A 17,178-nucleotide genomic window follows, 5' to 3' on the forward strand; every position below is an offset into this window, starting at 1 on the left:
GGGTCGTGACGCTCGGCGCGCACGTCGTGCTGCTCTTCGCCGCCTCCGACACCCCGCCCGACGCCGCCGATCCCCTCACCGGCGAGGACCCGGTCCGCACGCCGCCCCTGCTCCACGACCTCGACGGAGTGGACGTCGACGTCGACATCACCCCTCCGGCGCAGCCCGGCTCCCTCTCGCTCTCCGTCGCCGCCGACGCCGTCGACCTCGCCGAGTCGGGCTCCACCGCCCTCCAGCGCCGGTTCACGGGCGGGCTCCCCACGGTCACCGTCACCGACTCGCGCGTCGGCGCGCAGAACGACTGGTACGTCCTCGCCTCGGCGAGCGCCCTCACCGGCCCGAGCGCCTCGATCGGAGCCGACCACCTCGGCTGGACCCCGCGCCTGATCACCGGCACCGGCGCCGTCGCGGGCGATCCGGTCGCCTCCTCCCTCGAGGGCGGCGCGGGCCTGCGCGACGCGCTGCTGCTCGGAGCCGCCGGCGGGGCCGGCACCTGGAGCGCCGACGCCGAGCTGCGGCTGCTGGCCGAGCCGGACGTCGAGGCCGGCTCCTACCGCTCGACGATCACGCTGTCGCTGTTCGCCTAGGCGCGGACCAGCGCAACGGCCGGGGACCGCGCCCCGCGGTCACTCCTGAGCGACCGCGACCGCCACGACGAGCGCGGAGTGGACCGTCGGCTCCGAGACGGCGAAGTAGCGGCTCGAGCCCTCGATCCAGGCCTCGGTCCCACCCTCCCTGGTGCGGAAGCGGACGGGCTCGTCGCTCGAGGTCCCACGCCCGTCGGCCTTCGCGACCGCCTGCGAGCGCAGATCGGCGAGCACCTGCTCCGCCGTCGTCGCCCCGGAGGCCACGCGGTCGCGGACGGTGCGGGCGCGCACCGCGTCGATCCCGATGTCGCGTCCGGTCGCCAGCGCCGCGACCACCGCGCCGTCGCAGTGCGCGATGCTGATCCGCATCCGCTCCAGCGCCGGGTGCTCGCCGCGGAGCACCGGGCGGCCGTGCGGTCCGGAGCAGCGCTCGCAGCGCGCGTCCACGGCGACCTCGAGGGGATCGATCCCGAGCGTCTCGGCGGCCAGCTCGCGCACGAGGACCCGGCCGAGGAGGAAGCCGTCCCGGACCTCGCGCCGACTCGTCGCCTCGTAGCGCAGGCGCTCGGCGAGGGTGAGCAGGCGCAGCATCCGGTGGCGGGCGGAGTCGAGGACCTCGGGCCGCGCCCAGCGCAGCTGCACGTCGTCGGTGGCGAGGAGGGGGAGTCCGGTCATGCCCCGGACGCTACGCACGCCAGGCGACATCGGCGTGACGGGAGGGTGGCCGGAGGGAGACGGGCCGCTGTTGACTGGGAGGCGTGCAGACCTTCCTCCCCTACCCCGACTTCCACCGCAGCGTCCGCGCCCTCGACGGCAAGCGGCTCGGCAAGCAGCGCGTCGAGACGCTGCAGGTCATGCGGGCGCTGACCGTTCCGGGGTACGGCTGGCAGAACCACCCCGTCACGCGGATGTGGCGGGGCTACCGACCGGCGCTGATGACCTACCAGCGCGAGACCTGCGCGGAGTGGACGGAGCGCGGCTTCGCCGACACGTCCCTCGTGAAGACCGAGGAGGCCCTCGCCGCCGCCCCGGAGGATCTCGCCGCCTACCTGACAGGCGACTACGCGCTCCCGCCGTGGTTCGGCGACGAGCGGCTGCACCTCTCGCACCGCTCGAAGCTCGTGGCCAAGGACGAGGACCACTACGGCCCGCTGTTCCCCGGCACGCCGCCGGGGCTCGACTACCTCTGGCCCGTCGGCGCCTGAGCTCAGGCCGCGGGCGGGCGGAGGAACGGGATCGCGATGCGCGGACGGAACACCTCGCGCTGGTTCGCCTTCACCAGTCCGCAGATGATCAGCACGAAGTGCACCAGCCAGAGCACGGCGAACAGCGTGATCGGGATGCCGATCGGGTAGAAGCCCTTCGCGAGCGGGGTGTCGGAGGCGGCGAAGAGCAGCACGACGTGCGCGCCGAGCGTCACGACCCCGATCAGGATCACCGTCAGACCCCAGTTCGCCGCGTTCCGCGCGTTCTCGGCGGCGAGCCCGCCCTTCCTCCGGGCGGAGGGGTACACGGACGCCATGACGATGCCGCCCACGATCAGGCTGAGGAACGGGATCCCGATGAACGCGAGGAAGCCGAGAGCGTACGAGAGGGCGCCCGTGGGCGGTGCGGGGACGGCCTGCGGGGGCGCGACCGGAGCGGCCTCCGGGGTCGTCGCGTCGGCCGGTCCGGGGTCGGAGGAGGGGCTCGCCATGCCGACAGCCTAGGGAACACCGTCCCCCGGGTCGCGGTCAGGGTCTTTTCAGGCCTCTGGCCGGGCCTTCGTCTTCGGGGGCTCTCGGGTTAGTCTGTCGAGGTTGACCTGCCGCACGGAGCGTGCAGGGCGTCGGCCGCGGTCGTCGCAGCATCCGGGGGGATTCGCGAAGGAGAAGGTTTGGCGTCCGACAGAAGGACCACCGGTGGTGTGGTCAAGGCGATCGTGGGCTTCCTGGGCATGAGCGTCGTGGCCGGAGTCCTCGTGACCGCCACCGTCACCCCGGCCGTGGCGCTCGCCGGAGTCGCCGCGAACCAGTCGATCGGCGTCTTCGACGGCCTGCCCGACTACCTCGAGGTCGACAAGCTCTCCGAGAAGAGCAACATCTACGCGACCGGCTCCGACGGCCCGCAGCTGCTCGCCTCCTTCTACGTCGAGAACCGCGTCGAGGTGCCGCTCGACCGCATCGCCCAGGCCGCCAAGGACGCCGCCGTCTCGGGTGAGGACCCCCGCTTCTACGACCACGGCGGAGTCGACCTCCCCGGCACGCTCCGCGCCGTCGCGCAGACCTACGTGCTCGGCAACGACGTGCAGGGCGGATCCTCGATCACCCAGCAGTACGTGAAGAACGTCCTCGTCGAGAAGGCCGTCCGCAACATCTCGGACGACGCCGAGCGCGCGGCCGCGATCGACGAGGCCACCCGGACCTCCCCCGAGCGCAAGCTCCGCGAGATGAAGCTCGCCATCGGGCTCGAGAAGCAGTACACGAAGGACCAGATCCTCCAGGGCTACCTCAACATCGCGTTCTTCGGAGGCACCACCTACGGCCTCGAGACCGCCGCGAACTACTACTACGCGACCTCGGCCGCGGACCTCTCGATCGCCCAGGCCGCGAGCCTCATCGCGATCGTCAACAACCCGGCCGTCCTGCGGATCGACCAGCCCGACAACCCGGACAACGGCGCCGCGAACGGCTACGCCCGCAACAAGGACCGCCGCGACTACATCATCGGCAAGATGCTCGAGGAGGGGAAGATCTCGCAGGAGGACCACGACGCCGCCGTCGCCGCTCCGATCGAGCCCCGCATCACCCAGCCCAGCACCGGCTGCTCGACCGCGGGCAACGCGGGCTTCTTCTGCGACTACGTCACCAACGTCCTGAAGAACAACGAGATCTTCGGCGCCGACGAGGACACCCGCTGGACCAACTTCCGCCGCGGCGGCCTCGACGTCTACACGACGCTCGACGTCGGCCTGCAGGACGCGGCCGTCGCCGCCGTCGACGCGCAGGTCCCGCAGACCTGGAACTTCGACGTCGGAGCCGTCTCCGTCAGCGTCGAGGTCGGATCCGGGCGCGTGCTCGCGATGACGCAGAACAAGAAGTACTCGCAGGATCCGGACGTCCTCACGACCGACCCGTCCTACAGCGCCGTGAACTACAGCACCGATCGGGCCAACGGCGGATCCTCCGGGATCCAGCCGGGCTCGACCTACAAGCTCTTCACGCTGGTGGAGTGGCTGAAGGAGGGCCACAGCATCAACGAGTCGGTCGACGGGACGCGCAAGTCCACCTGGGGCACCTTCACGGACTCCTGCGTCTCCGGCGGCACCGACACGAGCAACGAGACGAGCGCGAAGAACGACGAGGGCGGAACCGGCGAGGTCGGCACCCCGGTGTCCTTCACGAAGACCTCCCTGAACACCGGCTTCGTCGGCATGGCCCGTGAGCTCGACCTGTGCGGCATCCGCGACACCGCGGTCGACATGGGCGTGAAGCAGGGCAGCGGCGAGGAGCTCGAGCACAACCCGTCGTCGGTGCTCGGCACGAACTACGTCTCGCCCCTCTCGATGGCCGGCGCCTTCGCCACCATCGCCTCCGGCGGCACGACCTGCGACCCCGTCGCGATCGACCGCATCACCGACTCCGCCGGAGCCGACCAGCCGGTGCCCCCGGCGAACTGCCGCCAGTCGATCGACCGCAACGTCGCCGCCACCGCGGCCGTCGCGCTGCAGGCGACCTTCACCGGCGGCGGGACGGCCGTCGCCTCCCGCACCGGCGACGGCGTTCCGCTGATCGGCAAGACCGGCACCACCGACGACGCGAAGGCCACCTGGATGACCGGAGCGAGCACCCGCGTCGCGACTGCCGTCGGCGTGTTCAACGTGAAGGGCGACGCGAACCTGCGCCTCGGCCGCTACTCCTTCGACTCCGGATCCGCCGCCACCGCGCGCCACCGCATCTGGCCGGTCGTCATGCGCGCCGCCGACGCGACCTACGGCGGGACGGACTTCCCGGAGGCCGACGGCTCGCTGCAGGTCGTCCCGAAGGTCGACATCCCGGATGTCGTCGGGCTCTCCTCCGCCGACGCCGAGGCCAAGCTCGAGGCGGCCGGCTTCGGCGTCGTGCAGGGCGGCACGGAGGCGAGCGACGCCGCGGTCGGGACGGTCACCCGCGCCGACCCGTCGGGCTCGGCCCCGCGCGGCACCGCGATCACCGTGTTCACCAGCTCCGGCAACCAGAAGACCGTGCCGAACGTGACGGGCCAGGATCTGGAGGCCGCGAAGAACGCCTTCGGCGCAGCCGGCTTCACGAAGATCACGCTCGCCTGCGCCGAGAACCCGAAGGCGCCCGACGCCGGTCAGGTCACCGGGCAGGAGCCGGCCGGCGGCTCCCCCGTCGCTCCGGACGCCACGCTGAAGGTGACGATCACCGCGAAGAAGTGCCCCTGACCGGCGCCTGACGGCTCGCGAGAACGCGTCCGGCCCGCGAGGATCCTCGGATCCCGCGGGCCGGACGCGTTCCTGTCGGACGACGGCGTCGGAGCCGGCGCTACTGCCCGCGGCCCCGGATCGCGCCGACGATCGCGACGGTCGCGAAGTAGACGATGAGGGCCAGCACGCCGAACGAGGCGAGCGCCCCGCTGGCCTCGGCCCAGGGCCGTCGCTCGTCCGTCATGGTGCCGGGCATGACGATGTCGAGGGCGAACATGCCCACCGCCAGGGCGAAGCAGACGAGGCTCAGCACGAGCAGCGCCCGGACCGCCTTGCCCACGGGGTCGTAGTAGCGCGGGTTCGACATCGTGCCTCCGGTTCTCGTGCTCTCGTGTCTATCCCGCCCGGACCGCTGTGGCAAGCCGTGGGGACGCGAAGACCCCCGCCCCTCCCTCTCCGCGGGCGCCGCTCACGATGACGGACGGTGCCGTCGTCACGAGCGGTGTCTCGCGGGAGGAGGAGGGACGGGGGTCGGAGCGGGACCGGCTACGCGGCCAGCGGGAGGGCGGCGGCCGAGGTCACCAGCAGCTCGCCGCCGACGGCGTCGACGCGGACAGCGCCTCCGTCGGAGACCTCGCCGCTGACGAACAGGTCGGCGATCCGGTCGTCGATGGAGCGCTGGACGAGCCGGCGCAGGGGCCGGGCGCCGTACTGCGGCTCGTAGCCGTTCTCGGCGAGCCAGTCGACGGCCGCCTCCGTCACCTCGAGCGTCACCTCGCGGGGAGCGAGGCGGGAGCGCGTGGTGTCGAGGACGATGCCGACGATCTCCCGCAGCTGCTCGCGGCCGAGGCGGCGGAACAGGACGATCTCGTCGATCCGGTTGAGGAACTCGGGGCGCATCGCCTCGCGGAGTCGGCCCATGACGCGATCGCGCAGGTCCTTCTCCGAGGCGAAGCCCTCGGCCGACGCGTCGCTCTGAGCGACGAAGCCGAGCGCACCCGACCGCGAGGCCAGGAACTCCGAGCCGAGGTTCGAGGTCATGATGATCACCGTGTTGCGGAAGTCGACCGTCCGCCCCTGGCCGTCGGTCAGACGCCCGTCGTCGAGCACCTGCAGCAGCAGGTTGAACACGTCGGGGTGCGCCTTCTCGATCTCGTCGAAGAGGACCACCGAGTACGGGTTCCGGCGCACGCGCTCGGTCAGCTGACCGGCCTCGTCGTAGCCGACGTACCCGGGAGGGGCGCCGACCAGCCGCGAGACCGTGTGACGCTCGCCGAACTCGCTCATGTCGAAGCGGATGACCGACTGCTCGTCGGCGAAGAGGGAGCCCGCGAGGGTGCGCGCCAGCTCCGTCTTGCCGACACCGGTCGGGCCGAGGAAGAGGAACGAGCCGACCGGGCGCGAGGAGTCGCCGAGGCCTGTGCGGCTGCGGCGGACGGCCCGGGCGACCGCGGTGACCGCGTCGTCCTGGCCGATGACCCGCTGGTGCAGCTCGGTCTCGAGGTGCGCGAGGCGCTCGCGCTCCCCCTCTGTGAGCCGCGACACCGGGATGCCGGTGGCGCGGGCGATGACGGCCGCGATCTCGGTCTCGCCGACGACCGCCTCCGCGGGGGCGCTGCCGGTGGCCGCGTCGAGCTCCGCCTGCACGGCGCTGATCTCGTCGCGGACGCGGGACGCCTCCTCGTAGTGCTCGGCCGAGACGGCCGCGTTCTTGTCGGCCTCCAGGGTCGCCAGACGCTCGAGCAGAGCTCCGGTGTCGACGCCGGCTCCGAGGCGGAGGCGGAGGCGCGCGCCGGCCTGGTCGATCAGGTCGATCGCCTTGTCGGGCAGCACGCGGTCGGTGAGGTACCGGGCCGAGAGCTCGACGGAGGCGCGCAGGGCCTCGTCCGTGAAGCGCACGCGGTGGTGCTCCTCGTAGGCGGGGCGAAGGCCGTGCAGGATGGCGACCGCGTCCTCGATGCCGGGCTCGCCGACGCGGACCGGCTGGAAGCGCCGCTCCAGTGCCGGGTCCTTCTCGATGGTGCGGTACTCCTTGAGCGTGGTGGCGCCGACGAGGTGCAGCTCGCCTCGGGCCAGACGCGGCTTGAGGATGTTGCCCGCGTCCATGCCGCCCTCGCCGCCGCCGCCCGCACCGACGACGGTGTGGACCTCGTCGATGAAGACGATCAGCTCGCCGGAGTGCGCCGCGATCTCGTCCATGGTGCCGGTGAGGCGCTCCTCGAAGTCGCCGCGGTAGCGGGTGCCGGCCAGCATGCCGGGGAGGTCGAGCGAGATCACGCGCTTGCCGCGCAGCTGCTCGGGGACCTCCTCCGCCACGATCGCGCGGGCCAGGCCCTCGACGATGGCGGTCTTGCCGACGCCGGCCTCGCCGACGAGCACCGGGTTGTTCTTGGTGCGGCGGCTGAGGATCTCGACGGTCTGCTCGATCTCGTCGGCGCGCCCGATGACCGGGTCGAGCCGGCCCTCGCGGGCGAGAGCGGTGAGGTCGGTGCCGAACTTGTCGAGCAGCGGAGTGTCGGAGGCGGGCTGTCCCGCCTCCTGCTGCTGCGGGGCCTCGGTCTCGCGCATGCCCTGGGTGAGGGCCTCGGCGGTGACGCCGGCGCGGGCGAGGACCTGCCCGGCGGGGGCGTCCTGGCCGAGCACGAGCGCGAAGAAGAGGTGCTCGGGCTCGATGTAGGTCGAGCCGCTGGAGCGGGCGACCTGGTAGGCGTGGAACAGCGCGCGCTGCGCGCTGGGGGTGATGGTGGCCGCGTTCTGCGAGGCGTGGGCCTCGTCGGCCTGCGGGAGGCGCGCCTCCGCGGCGGTGGCGATGGCGGCGGGGTCGACGCCGATGCGGCGCACGGCCTGCGAGACGGTCTCGTCGTCGATGAGCACGCGGAGCACGTGCAGGGCGTCGAGCTCGGTCTGGCCGCGCTCGAGGGCGAAGCGTCCTGCGGACTGCAGGATGTCGCGGGTACGGGCGGTGAGGAATCGGCTGAGGTCGATTGACCGCGCCGCGCGGGCGCGCTCACCGTCGAGGTAGCGGGCGAGGAAGTCGTCGAACGAGCTCGCTCCGGCCTCGCTGTAGTTGTCGGGCACCTGTCCTCCTGAGGAAGTTGAGTCGGTTACGCTCAAGTTCAACGCAGGGGTGCCGTTCCTATTCCCGCCCCTCCCCCGCGAGATGCCGCTTCGGTCCGCGACGGGCGTACGACCGGCGTCTCGCGGGGACGGGAAGAGGCACGGACTCCGGGGAGTCCGTGCCTCTCTGCGCCGACGCGCATTTCCTCCGGGGTGGGAGCTCTAGGGGACGAGGTAGCCCGCCGCGCGGAACAGCTCGTACCACTCCGGCCGCGTGAGCGGCAGGTCGGAGCCGAGGGCCGCATCGCGCACGCGCTGCTCGTTGGTCGTGCCGAGCACGACCTGCATGCCCGCCGGGTGGCGGGTGATCCAGGCGGTGGCCACGGCGATCGCCGGGACCTCGTAGGTCGCTGCGAGCCGGTCGATGACGGCGTTCAGCTCGGGGTAGGCCGGGTTGTCGAGGAAGACGCCGGTGAAGAACCCCGCCTGGAAGGGCGACCAGGCCTGGACGGTGATGTCGTTCAGGCGGCAGTAGTCGAGGATGCCGGCGTCGCGCATGACGGACTGGTCCTCGCCGACCATGTTGGAGGCGACACCCTGCGCGATCAGCGGCGCATGGGTGATCGAGAGCTGCAGCTGGTTCGCCACGATCGGCTGGTTCAGCGACTTCTTCAGCAGCTCGATCTGGTACGGCGTCTGGTTCGAGACGCCGAAGTGCTTCACCTTGCCGGACGCGTGCAGCTCGTCGAACGCGCGGGCCACCTCATCGGGCTCGACGAGCGCGTCGGGCCGGTGCAGGAGCAGCACGTCGACGTAGTCGGTGCGCAGCGCCTTCAGCGAGCCCTCGACCGAGGCGATGAGGTGCTCGTACGAGAAGTCGAAGTAGGGGCCGTCCGGGACGATGCCCGCCTTGGTCTGCAGGACGACGTGCTCACGCTCCGACGGGGTGAGCGCCATCGCCTCGGCGAAGCGCTCCTCGCAGCGGTGCAGTTCGCCGCCGTACACGTCGGCGTGGTCGAAGAAGTCGATGCCGGAGTCGCGGGCGGCGCCGACGAGGCCGCGGATCGCCTCGTCGCTCATCTCGGGGATGCGCATGAGGCCGAGGACGACGTTCGGGGAGTCGACACCGGAGGTGCCGAGGGGGACGTGCTTCACAGGGAGTGCTCCTTCGTTGGATACCTCGTCCACGGTAGGCGCCCCGCCTGGGCGCCGTCCAACAGGGGGTCGGGGTTGCATTCATCCGGCGGAGTGGTCAATGGACCGCGTGCGCGATCGAGGACGGGACGACCTGCCGGTGCGCTGAGCGCCCGGATCCGTCTCTCATCCTCGGTTGCGTACCTTGTCGGCCCGAGCCCGCGGTGGAAGGCTTCCGGCATGACGATCGAGGTGCGCCCCGCGACCGTCTTCGACGAAGTCGCGACGATGGTCGGCCCGAAGAAGCCCGACTCGAACGTGTGCTGGTGCCTGAGCTACCGCCTCCTCTCGTCGAAGGAGAACCGCGAGCTGAAGGGGCCGGCGCGCGGGGACCGGGTGCGCGAGCTCGTGGCGGAGGATCCGCCTCCGGGCGTCGTCGCGTACGACGGCGACGAGGTGGTCGGCTGGGCGGCGGTGCACCCCCGGGCCGATACGAGCTTCGCGACGAACCGGCGCATCCCGCACGTGGACGGCCTCGACGTGTGGAGCGTGTGGTGCCTCCGCGTGCGGCCCGGCTTCCGCGGGCGCGGCATCTCGCATCCGCTGCTCCAGGGCGCCGTCGAGTTCGCCCGAGCCCACGGGGCCCCGGCGATCGAGGGCTACCCGGTCGACAACGCCGGCGCGGAGGTCGACCCGACGATGGCGTACGTCGGCACGCGCTCGCTGTTCGAGCGCGCGGGCTTCGAGAAGGCCGCGGACACGACCTCGGTGCTGAACGGCTTCCCGCGCGTGCTGATGCGGCTCGCCCTCTGACGGTTTGCGCCGACGGCTCCAGCTGGCTGGACTGGCGGCGCACCCGGTGTTAGCCTCGTCTGGTCGCTCTGAATCGGAAATTATCGGAGCGATTCGCTGTTGTACAGCGCAAGACCGGTTAGCGCAAACGAGGGGCGCGGAAACATCCACGCCCCTCGCTTACTCATAATTCAGGTGATTACTCGGTTGTTCTAAGCCGCTGCAACGGCAGGTTCAACAAGGTGCCGGAAGGCACCTTCACCCTTACGATTAAGGCAAGGCGGGAACGTTGCCCCCTGCCTGAACCATGTGACGTCGCCGTACTGGTCTGCCCACAGCCCCGGTTCAGGTACGCGCTGGCCGGTCTTCCACGTTTCACCAGGCCCCTTTGGCGTATGGCGGTAAATGTTCAATTCAAAATCCAATCGTCAAACTTAGAAGTTTCTCAAGGGTGAGCCTTGCTAATGGCGGCCCTCGCGCATGAGGGGCGGCCTCGCTGACATTTAGTCCAGCGAGGTCGCCCCTCATTTTTGCGCCTACTTCAGGCATCGGATGCACGGGCCTAGAAGTCCCAGTCCTCGTCCTCGGTGTTCACGGCCTTGCCGATCACGTAGGAGGAGCCGGAGCCCGAGAAGAAGTCGTGGTTCTCGTCCGCGTTGGGCGAGAGGGCCGACAGGATCGCGGGGTTCACATCGGTGACCTGCTTGGGGAACATCGGCTCGTAGCCGAGGTTCATCAGCGCCTTGTTGGCGTTGTAGTGCAGGAACTTCTTGACGTCCTCGGTCAGGCCGAGCTGGTCGTAGAGGTCCTGCGTGTACTGCGCCTCGTTGTCGTAGAGCTCGTAGAGCAGCGAGAACGTGTAGTCCTTGATCTCGTCGCGCTTGGCCTGGTCGACCCGCTCGAGTCCCTTCTGGAACTTGTAGCCGATGTAGTAGCCGTGCACGGCCTCGTCGCGGATGATCAGGCGCACGAGGTCGGCCGTGTTGGTGAGCTTGGCGCGCGAGGACCAGTACATCGGCAGGTAGAAGCCCGAGTAGAAGAGGAACGACTCCAGCAGCGTGGAGGCGACCTTCCGCTTCAGCGGGTCGTCGCCGCGGTAGTAGTCCATGACGATGGACGCCTTCTTCTGCAGGTTCGGGTTCTCCATCGACCAGCGGAAGGCCTCGTCGATGTCCTGGGTGTTCGACAGGGTCGAGAACACCGAGGAGTACGACTTGGCGTGGACCGACTCCATGAACGCGATGTTCGTGTAGACGGCCTCCTCGTGAGGCGTGATCGCGTCCGGGATGAGCGAGACGGCGCCGACGGTGCCCTGCACGGTGTCGAGCAGGGTGAGCCCGGTGAACACGCGCATGGTGAGCTGCTGCTCCTGGTGCGTGAGCGTGTTCCACGACTGGATGTCGTTCGACAGCGGGACCTTCTCGGGCAGCCAGAAGTTGCTCGTGAGGCGGTTCCACACCTCGACGTCCTTGTCGTCCTGGATCCGGTTCCAGTTGATCGCCTGGACGGAGTCGACGAGCTTGAGCTTCTCGGGGGGAGTCATGATTCCTTCTCGCTGCTGCGGATGGGTCGTGCGGAGGGGGGTGGGGCTGCGTGCTCTAGAGCATGCACGAGACGCACTGGTCGAGCTCGGTGCCCTCGAGCGCCAGCTGACGGATGCGGATGTAGTAGATCGTCTTGATGCCCTTGCGCCAGGCGTAGATCTGAGCGCGGTTGACGTCGCGGGTGGTCGCCGTGTCCTTGAAGAAGAGCGTGAGCGAGAGACCCTGGTCGACGTGCTGCGTGGCGGCGGCGTAGGTGTCGATGATCTTCTCGTAGCCGATCTCGTACGCGTCCTGGTAGTACTCCAGGTTGTCGTTCGTCATGAACGGCGCCGGGTAGTAGACGCGGCCGAGCTTGCCCTCCTTGCGGATCTCGATCTTCGACGCGATCGGGTGGATCGAGGACGTCGAGTTGTTGATGTACGAGATCGAGCCGGTCGGCGGGACGGCCTGCAGGTTCTGGTTGTAGATGCCGTGCTCCATGACCGAGGCCTTGAGCGCACGCCAGTCGTCCCGGGTGGGGACCGCGATGCCCGAGTCGGCGAAGAGGCGGGAGACGCGCTCGGTGGCCGGCGCCCACTCCTTCTCCGTGTAGGTGTCGAAGAACTCGCCCGAGGCGTACTTCGAGTCGGCGAAGCCCTCGAAGGTGGTGCCGCGCTCGATGGAGAGGTTGTTGGAGGCGCGCAGGGCGTGGAACAGCACCGAGTAGAAGTAGATGTTGGTGAAGTCGATGCCCTCCTCGGATCCGTAGTGGATCCGCTCGCGGGCGAGGTAGCCGTGCAGGTTCATCTGGCCGAGGCCGATGGCGTGCGACTTGTCGTTGCCGTCCTCGATCGAGCGGACCGAGGTGATGTGCGACTGGTCGGACACCGAGGTGAGGCCGCGGATCGCGGTCTCGATGGTGCGGCCGAAGTCGGGCGAGTCCATCGTCAGCGCGATGTTCAGCGAGCCGAGGTTGCAGGAGATGTCCTTGCCGATCTGCGCGTAGGAGAGGTCCTCGTTGTAGGTCGTCGGAGTGTTGACCTGGAGGATCTCGGAGCAGAGGTTGGACATGTTGATGCGGCCCTTGATCGGGTTCGCCTGGTTCACCGTGTCCTCGAACACGATGTAGGGGTAGCCCGACTCGAACTGGATCTCGGCGATGGTCTGGAAGAACTCGCGCGCCGAGATCTTGGTCTTCTTGATGCGCGGGTCGTCGACCATCTCGCGGTACTTCTCCGAGAGGGAGATGTCGCCGAAGGGGATGCCGTAGACGCGCTCGACGTCGTAGGGCGAGAAGAGGTACATGTCCTCGTTGTTCTTCGCGAGCTCGAACGTGATGTCGGGCACGACGACGCCGAGGGAGAGCGTCTTGATGCGGATCTTCTCGTCGGCGTTCTCGCGCTTGGTGTCGAGGAAGCGGAGGATGTCGGGGTGGTGCGCCGAGAGGTACACCGCTCCCGCGCCCTGGCGCGCGCCGAGCTGGTTGGCGTAGCTGAAGCTGTCCTCGAGGAGCTTCATCACGGGGATGATGCCCGAGGACTGGTTCTCGATCTGCTTGATCGGGGCGCCGGCCTCGCGGATGTTCGAGAGCGAGAGGGCGACGCCGCCGCCGCGCTTGGAGAGCTGGAGCGCGGAGTTGATGCCGCGGGCGATCGACTCCATGTTGTCCTCGATGCGCAGCAGGAAGCAGGAGACGAGCTCGCCGCGCTGGGCCTTGCCGGTGTTGAGGAAGGTCGGGGTCGCGGGCTGGAAGCGGCCGGCGACGATCTCCTCGACGAGGGCGGTCGCGAGCGTCTCGTCGCCCTGGGCGAGGCCGAGGGCGGTCATCACGACGCGGTCCTCGAAGCGCTCGAGGTAGCGCTTCCCGTCGAACGTCTTGAGCGTGTACGAGGTGTAGTACTTGAACGCGCCGAGGAAGGTCGCGAAGCGGAACTTCTTCGAGTACGCCAGGTCGTTGAGCTGCTGGATGAACTCGAACGAGTACTGGTCGAGCACGGCCTGCTCGTAGTACTCCTTCTCGACCAGGTAGTCGAGGCGCTCCTTGAGCGTGTGGAAGAACACCGTGTTCTGGTTGACGTGCTGCAGGAAGAACTCGCGAGCGGCCTCGCGGTCCTTGTCGAACTGGATCTCTCCGTTCGGGCCGTAGAGGTTCAGCATCGCGTTGAGCGAGTGGTAGTCCATCTGTGCGGCATCGCGGGGAGCGTCGATCACTGCTGCGTCCAAAACGTGTCCAATCCTTCATCGACGGCGCGGACGTCGTCGGGTGTTCCGAATACTTCGAATCGATAGAGGTGCGGCACCTCGCACTTGCGGGCGATGATGTCGCCGGCGAGGCAGTACGCCTCGCCGAAGTTCGTGTTGCCGGCGCCGATGACGCCGCGGATCAGGGAGCGGTTGCACGGATCGTTGAGGAACCGGATGACCTGCTTGGGGACCGCTCCCCCGCCGTTGCCGCCGCCGTAGGTGGGGAGGACGAGCACGTACGGCTCGTGGACGTGGAGCGTGTCGAGGGCGGCTCCGTCGCGGCGGGCGTGGAGCGGGATGCGCTGCGCCGGCCGTCCGAGCTTCTCGATGAACCGGTGCGTGTTCCCCGAGCTGCTGGAGAAGTACACGAGCCCGCTCATCCTTCGGCCCCTCTCCCCGTCAGCTGCTGTTCTCGGTCCCGCCTCCGAGGCGGCTGCGCGGCGGAGGAGGAGGCCGCAGCGGCGCTACGGCGCCCGCCGACGACGTCGCGGATCGCCGTCCGTGCGCCTCAGAGGGTCGCGATCTTGTCGGGGCGGAAGCCGGACCAGTGGTCGTCGTCCGTGATGACGACCGGCGCCTGGAGGTAGCCGAGGGCCTTGACGGCCTCGAGGGCCTTCTCGTCCACGGAGAGGTCGAACACCTCGTAGTCGATGCCCTTGCTGTCGAGGGCGCGGTACGTCGCGGTGCACTGGACGCAGGAGGGCTTGGTGTAGACCGTCACAGCCATGGGTGTCGCCTTTCGGAGGGGGGTGTCCCGGTGCCGCTCCCCGACCGGCGGCCCGCGATGCGGGCGGGGTCGGAGGGTGGTCCGGGTGAGTTCTGGGTGCCGGTGGGGCTCTCGCTCCGACCTGCTCAGCAATACTACATATAGGGGGCGGGCCGGTGTCAGCCCACTAGACGTAGTAGTTACAGCCGTGTAGTTATCCACCGGTTCCTCCCCCGTTCATCCACAGGCCGGAGTCCGTGGAACCGCGGAAGGACGCGGATCCGGACGAACCATCCACAGGTGTGGACAGAAGGATCCCGTTCACTGTGTACAACGCGCCACGGCGTGTCGGCATGCCCGACCGGTGGGGTCCGCGCGGCGGCTCGACCACAAGATGTGGTGGTCGGATCGCATCGCGGGGCATGCCCGGACGGTACGCCCGACCACCGACACCGCGAACGGTCAGAGGAGCTGCGCGGCCCACTCCCGGGCGACGGCGCGCAGGTGCGGGAGCGGGTCCGCGAGGGCCGCGGACGAGGAGCCCGCCGCCTCCGTCAGCGACACCGCCGCGGTGAAGCCGGGAGTCGGCGCCGCGATCGCCCCGGCGACGAGGAGCGTCCGCGCCCCGGCCGCCTCGGCGAGCGCGAGGACGTGCACCGGGACCTTGCCGGCGGCGGACTGCGCGTCGAAGCGCCCCTCCCCCGTGATGACGACGTCCGCGCCCGCGAGGAGCGCCGGGAGCCCGATCGCCCGTCCGACGGCGTCGGCGCCGGAGGTCGGGCGCGCGCCCCAGGCGAGCAGCCCGAAGCCCGTCCCGCCCGCCGCCCCGGAGCCCGGCGCATCGGGATCCGCGTCCAGGTGCGCAGCGAGACGGCGGAGGCCGCTCTCGAGGAGGAGGACGTCCTCGGGGCCGGCCCCCTTCTGCGGTCCGAAGACGCGGGCCGCCCCGGAGTCGCCGAGCAGCGGGGTCGCGACGTCGCTGAGCACGACCGCGCCTCCGGGCGGCAGAGGACGCAGCCCGCGGAGGTCGGCGGCGGCGAGCGCGGGCAGCGCACCGCCTCCCTCGCCGAGGTCGCGGCCGGAGGCGGTGGAGAAGCGTGCGCCGAGCTCGCGGAGCGCTCCGACTCCGCCGTCGGTCGAGGCGCTGCCGCCGATCGCCAGCAGCAGGGCGTGCGCCCCCGCGTCGAGGGCGGCGGCGATCGCGCGGCCGAAGCCGCGCGTGTGCGCGGTGAGCGGTCGGAGCGGGTCGAGCAGCGTGATGCCGCTCGTGGAGGCGAGCTCGACGACGGCTGTCCCGTCGGGGAGCAGCAGCCACCAGGCGCGGACCGGCCGGTCGTTCGGGCCGGGGACGACGACCGGCCGCCGAAGCGACCCCGGGACCGCGAGTGCGAAGGCCTCGACCGTGCCCTCTCCTCCGTCGGCCATCGGCGCGAGGACGATCTCGTCCCCCGGGCGCGCAGCGCTCCAGCCCTCGGCGATCGCCCGCGCGACCTCGACCGCGCTCGCCGACCCCTTGAAGGAGTCGGGCGCGACGACGACCCTCAGCCTGCCCACGCGCTCAGTGTGGCACCGCGCCGCCGCTCAGAGCGGGGTCGCGAGCCGGTAGCCGCGCTTGATCACCGTCGCCACGAGCCGCGGTTCGGGGAGGGCCTGACGGAGGCGGCTGACGGCGACGTCGACCGCGTGGTCGTCGAGAGCCTCCGGCGCGGAGGCCGCGAGGACGTGACGCGCGACGGTCGCGCCCTCGGCGGCGACGAGAGTCCGGAACAGCGCGAGCGCGACCGGGGTCAGCGCCACCCGGGTCCCGGCCAGGACGGCGTGCCGGCCTCGGAGCTCAAGAGTGCCGAAGGCCGTCTCGATGCGGGGCGACGCCTGCTCGAGGTGCTCGCAGGTCAGGCGGATGAGCGCACCCATCCGGAACCGGTCCGGCACGACCGGGAGGATCCCTGCCTCGACCAGGGGTACTGCGGTCACGGGGCCGACGGCGGCGGCGACCACCGTCTCGCGGAAGGCCGCCTGGAGGTCGTCGAGGCGGCCCGCGGCCTCCGCGACCGTGAAGAGCGCCTCCACCGCCGGCGCGCTGGTGAAGGTGACGGCGTCGATGCCCCCTCCGCAGACCGCGTCGATCAGCCGCAGCACCCGGGCGGAGTCCTCGTGCACGCTCCAGCGGTAGGGCGCGGCCGTGAGCACCCGGGCGCCGGCGTCGCGGAGACGCTGCAGCTGAGCCGGGTCGGTGAATCCGTGCAGCTGCACCGCGATCGTGCGGCCGGCGACGCCCTCGCGCAGAGCCAGGTCGACGAGGGAGGTGGTCGTCTCGCGCTCGCTCATCCCGTGGTCGTCGAGACCCGCCGCACGGATCGCTCCGCGCGCCTTGGGTCCGCGGACGAGGATCCGCGCGGAGGACAGCGCGTCGGCCAGCTCGATCCCCGCGGCGTCCGCGGCCTCGAGCCAGCGCCGCAGGCCGTAGGAGGTGGTGGCGAGGAGCACGTCGGGACGGGCGGCGACGATGGCGCGGGTCTCCTCCTCGAGCGCGCCCTCGGTGTCGACGCCGCGCATTCGGATGGTGGGGGCGTGCGTGACGGCGGCACCGCGGCGCTCGAACGCGGCGATCAGGTCCTCGGAGCGGCGGTCGGAGGTGACCCCGATGCGGAAGCCGTCCAGCTGGTCGGGTCGGAACCCCACGGCGGCGTCGGGATCGGTGCCGGTCATGCTCGGCCCCCTCGGGGT

The 17,178-nt window shown here is 70.4% G+C and carries 15 protein-coding genes; 4 read left to right on the forward strand and 11 right to left on the reverse strand.

Translation table 11 applies throughout. The features are described 5' to 3' along the window. On the forward strand, nt 1–587 hold a 587-nt coding region (locus tag C5C50_RS16995; protein ID WP_104273418.1), incomplete at its 5' end, for a hypothetical protein. 39 nt (nt 588–626) lie between these two features. On the opposite strand, the gene C5C50_RS10630 is transcribed toward C5C50_RS16995, so the two are convergent. Continuing rightward, on the reverse strand, nt 627–1,262 hold the full coding sequence (locus tag C5C50_RS10630; RefSeq protein ID WP_104273419.1) for a 4'-phosphopantetheinyl transferase superfamily protein: 636 nt from the start codon (nt 1,260–1,262) through the stop codon (nt 627–629). Between the two features lie 83 nt (nt 1,263–1,345). Between C5C50_RS10630 and C5C50_RS10635 the strand changes: the two genes are divergently transcribed. Continuing rightward, nucleotides 1,346–1,792 (forward strand): MSMEG_6728 family protein, encoded by a 447-nt coding sequence (locus tag C5C50_RS10635; RefSeq protein WP_104273420.1) that lies wholly within the window; start codon nt 1,346–1,348, stop codon nt 1,790–1,792. Between the two features lie 2 nt (nt 1,793–1,794). Here the strand turns inward: C5C50_RS10635 and C5C50_RS10640 are convergent, their stop codons facing one another. Continuing rightward, nucleotides 1,795–2,283, reverse strand: a complete 489-nt coding sequence (locus C5C50_RS10640; RefSeq protein ID WP_104247716.1) for a DUF4870 domain-containing protein — start codon at nt 2,281–2,283, stop codon at nt 1,795–1,797. Between the two features lie 180 nt (nt 2,284–2,463). Between C5C50_RS10640 and C5C50_RS10645 the strand changes: the two genes are divergently transcribed. Then, entirely contained in the window at nt 2,464–5,013 is a 2,550-nt protein-coding gene (locus C5C50_RS10645; RefSeq protein WP_258067736.1) for a transglycosylase domain-containing protein, read from the forward strand. Nucleotides 5,014–5,113: 100 nt separating this feature from the next. Here the strand turns inward: C5C50_RS10645 and C5C50_RS10650 are convergent, their stop codons facing one another. The 3 genes from C5C50_RS10650 to C5C50_RS10660 all read right to left on the reverse strand — a co-directional run bounded on the left by C5C50_RS10650 (nt 5,114) and on the right by C5C50_RS10660 (nt 9,207). Continuing rightward, entirely contained in the window at nt 5,114–5,362 is a 249-nt protein-coding gene (locus C5C50_RS10650; RefSeq protein ID WP_104224361.1) for a hypothetical protein, read from the reverse strand. A gap of 179 nt (nt 5,363–5,541) precedes the next feature. Continuing rightward, nucleotides 5,542–8,073 carry an ATP-dependent Clp protease ATP-binding subunit gene (locus C5C50_RS10655; RefSeq protein ID WP_104273421.1) on the reverse strand — a complete coding sequence of 844 codons (2,532 nt, stop codon included), beginning with the start codon at nt 8,071–8,073 and terminating at the stop codon, nt 5,542–5,544. A 201-nt stretch (nt 8,074–8,274) separates the two neighbouring features. Further along, a complete protein-coding gene (locus tag C5C50_RS10660) occupies nt 8,275–9,207 on the reverse strand; it encodes an aldo/keto reductase family oxidoreductase (protein WP_258063708.1) in 933 nt (310 codons plus the stop codon). Between the two features lie 219 nt (nt 9,208–9,426). Between C5C50_RS10660 and C5C50_RS10665 the strand changes: the two genes are divergently transcribed. Further along, complete coding sequence (locus C5C50_RS10665; RefSeq protein WP_104273423.1) at nt 9,427–9,999, forward strand: GNAT family N-acetyltransferase; 573 nt, start codon at nt 9,427–9,429, stop codon at nt 9,997–9,999. A 541-nt stretch (nt 10,000–10,540) separates the two neighbouring features. On the opposite strand, the gene nrdF is transcribed toward C5C50_RS10665, so the two are convergent. The 6 genes from nrdF to C5C50_RS10695 form a co-directional block, all read right to left on the reverse strand. Further along, nucleotides 10,541–11,521 (reverse strand): class 1b ribonucleoside-diphosphate reductase subunit beta, encoded by a 981-nt coding sequence (gene nrdF / locus C5C50_RS10670; RefSeq protein WP_104224358.1) that lies wholly within the window; start codon nt 11,519–11,521, stop codon nt 10,541–10,543. A gap of 55 nt (nt 11,522–11,576) precedes the next feature. Continuing rightward, a complete protein-coding gene (gene nrdE / locus C5C50_RS10675) occupies nt 11,577–13,682 on the reverse strand; it encodes a class 1b ribonucleoside-diphosphate reductase subunit alpha (RefSeq protein ID WP_104250945.1) in 2,106 nt (701 codons plus the stop codon). A 26-nt stretch (nt 13,683–13,708) separates the two neighbouring features. Next, nucleotides 13,709–14,125, reverse strand: a complete 417-nt coding sequence (nrdI, locus tag C5C50_RS10680; RefSeq protein WP_104224357.1) for a class Ib ribonucleoside-diphosphate reductase assembly flavoprotein NrdI — start codon at nt 14,123–14,125, stop codon at nt 13,709–13,711. Nucleotides 14,126–14,253: 128 nt separating this feature from the next. After that, on the reverse strand, nt 14,254–14,472 hold the full coding sequence (gene nrdH, locus C5C50_RS10685) for a glutaredoxin-like protein NrdH (protein WP_068255139.1): 219 nt from the start codon (nt 14,470–14,472) through the stop codon (nt 14,254–14,256). 441 nt (nt 14,473–14,913) lie between these two features. Further along, nucleotides 14,914–15,996 (reverse strand): glycerate kinase, encoded by a 1,083-nt coding sequence (locus tag C5C50_RS10690; protein ID WP_219814097.1) that lies wholly within the window; start codon nt 15,994–15,996, stop codon nt 14,914–14,916. Nucleotides 15,997–16,032: 36 nt separating this feature from the next. Continuing rightward, the gene (locus tag C5C50_RS10695) at nt 16,033–17,160 is read right to left on the reverse strand and encodes a uroporphyrinogen-III synthase (protein WP_104273425.1); all 1,128 of its coding nucleotides are present in this window, start codon (nt 17,158–17,160) and stop codon (nt 16,033–16,035) included. Nucleotides 17,161–17,178: the final 18 nt, after the last annotated feature.

It is taken from the genome of Rathayibacter sp. AY1D9 (genome assembly GCF_002932395.1).
In the GTDB taxonomy this organism is placed as follows: Bacteria; Actinomycetota; Actinomycetes; order Actinomycetales; family Microbacteriaceae; genus Rathayibacter.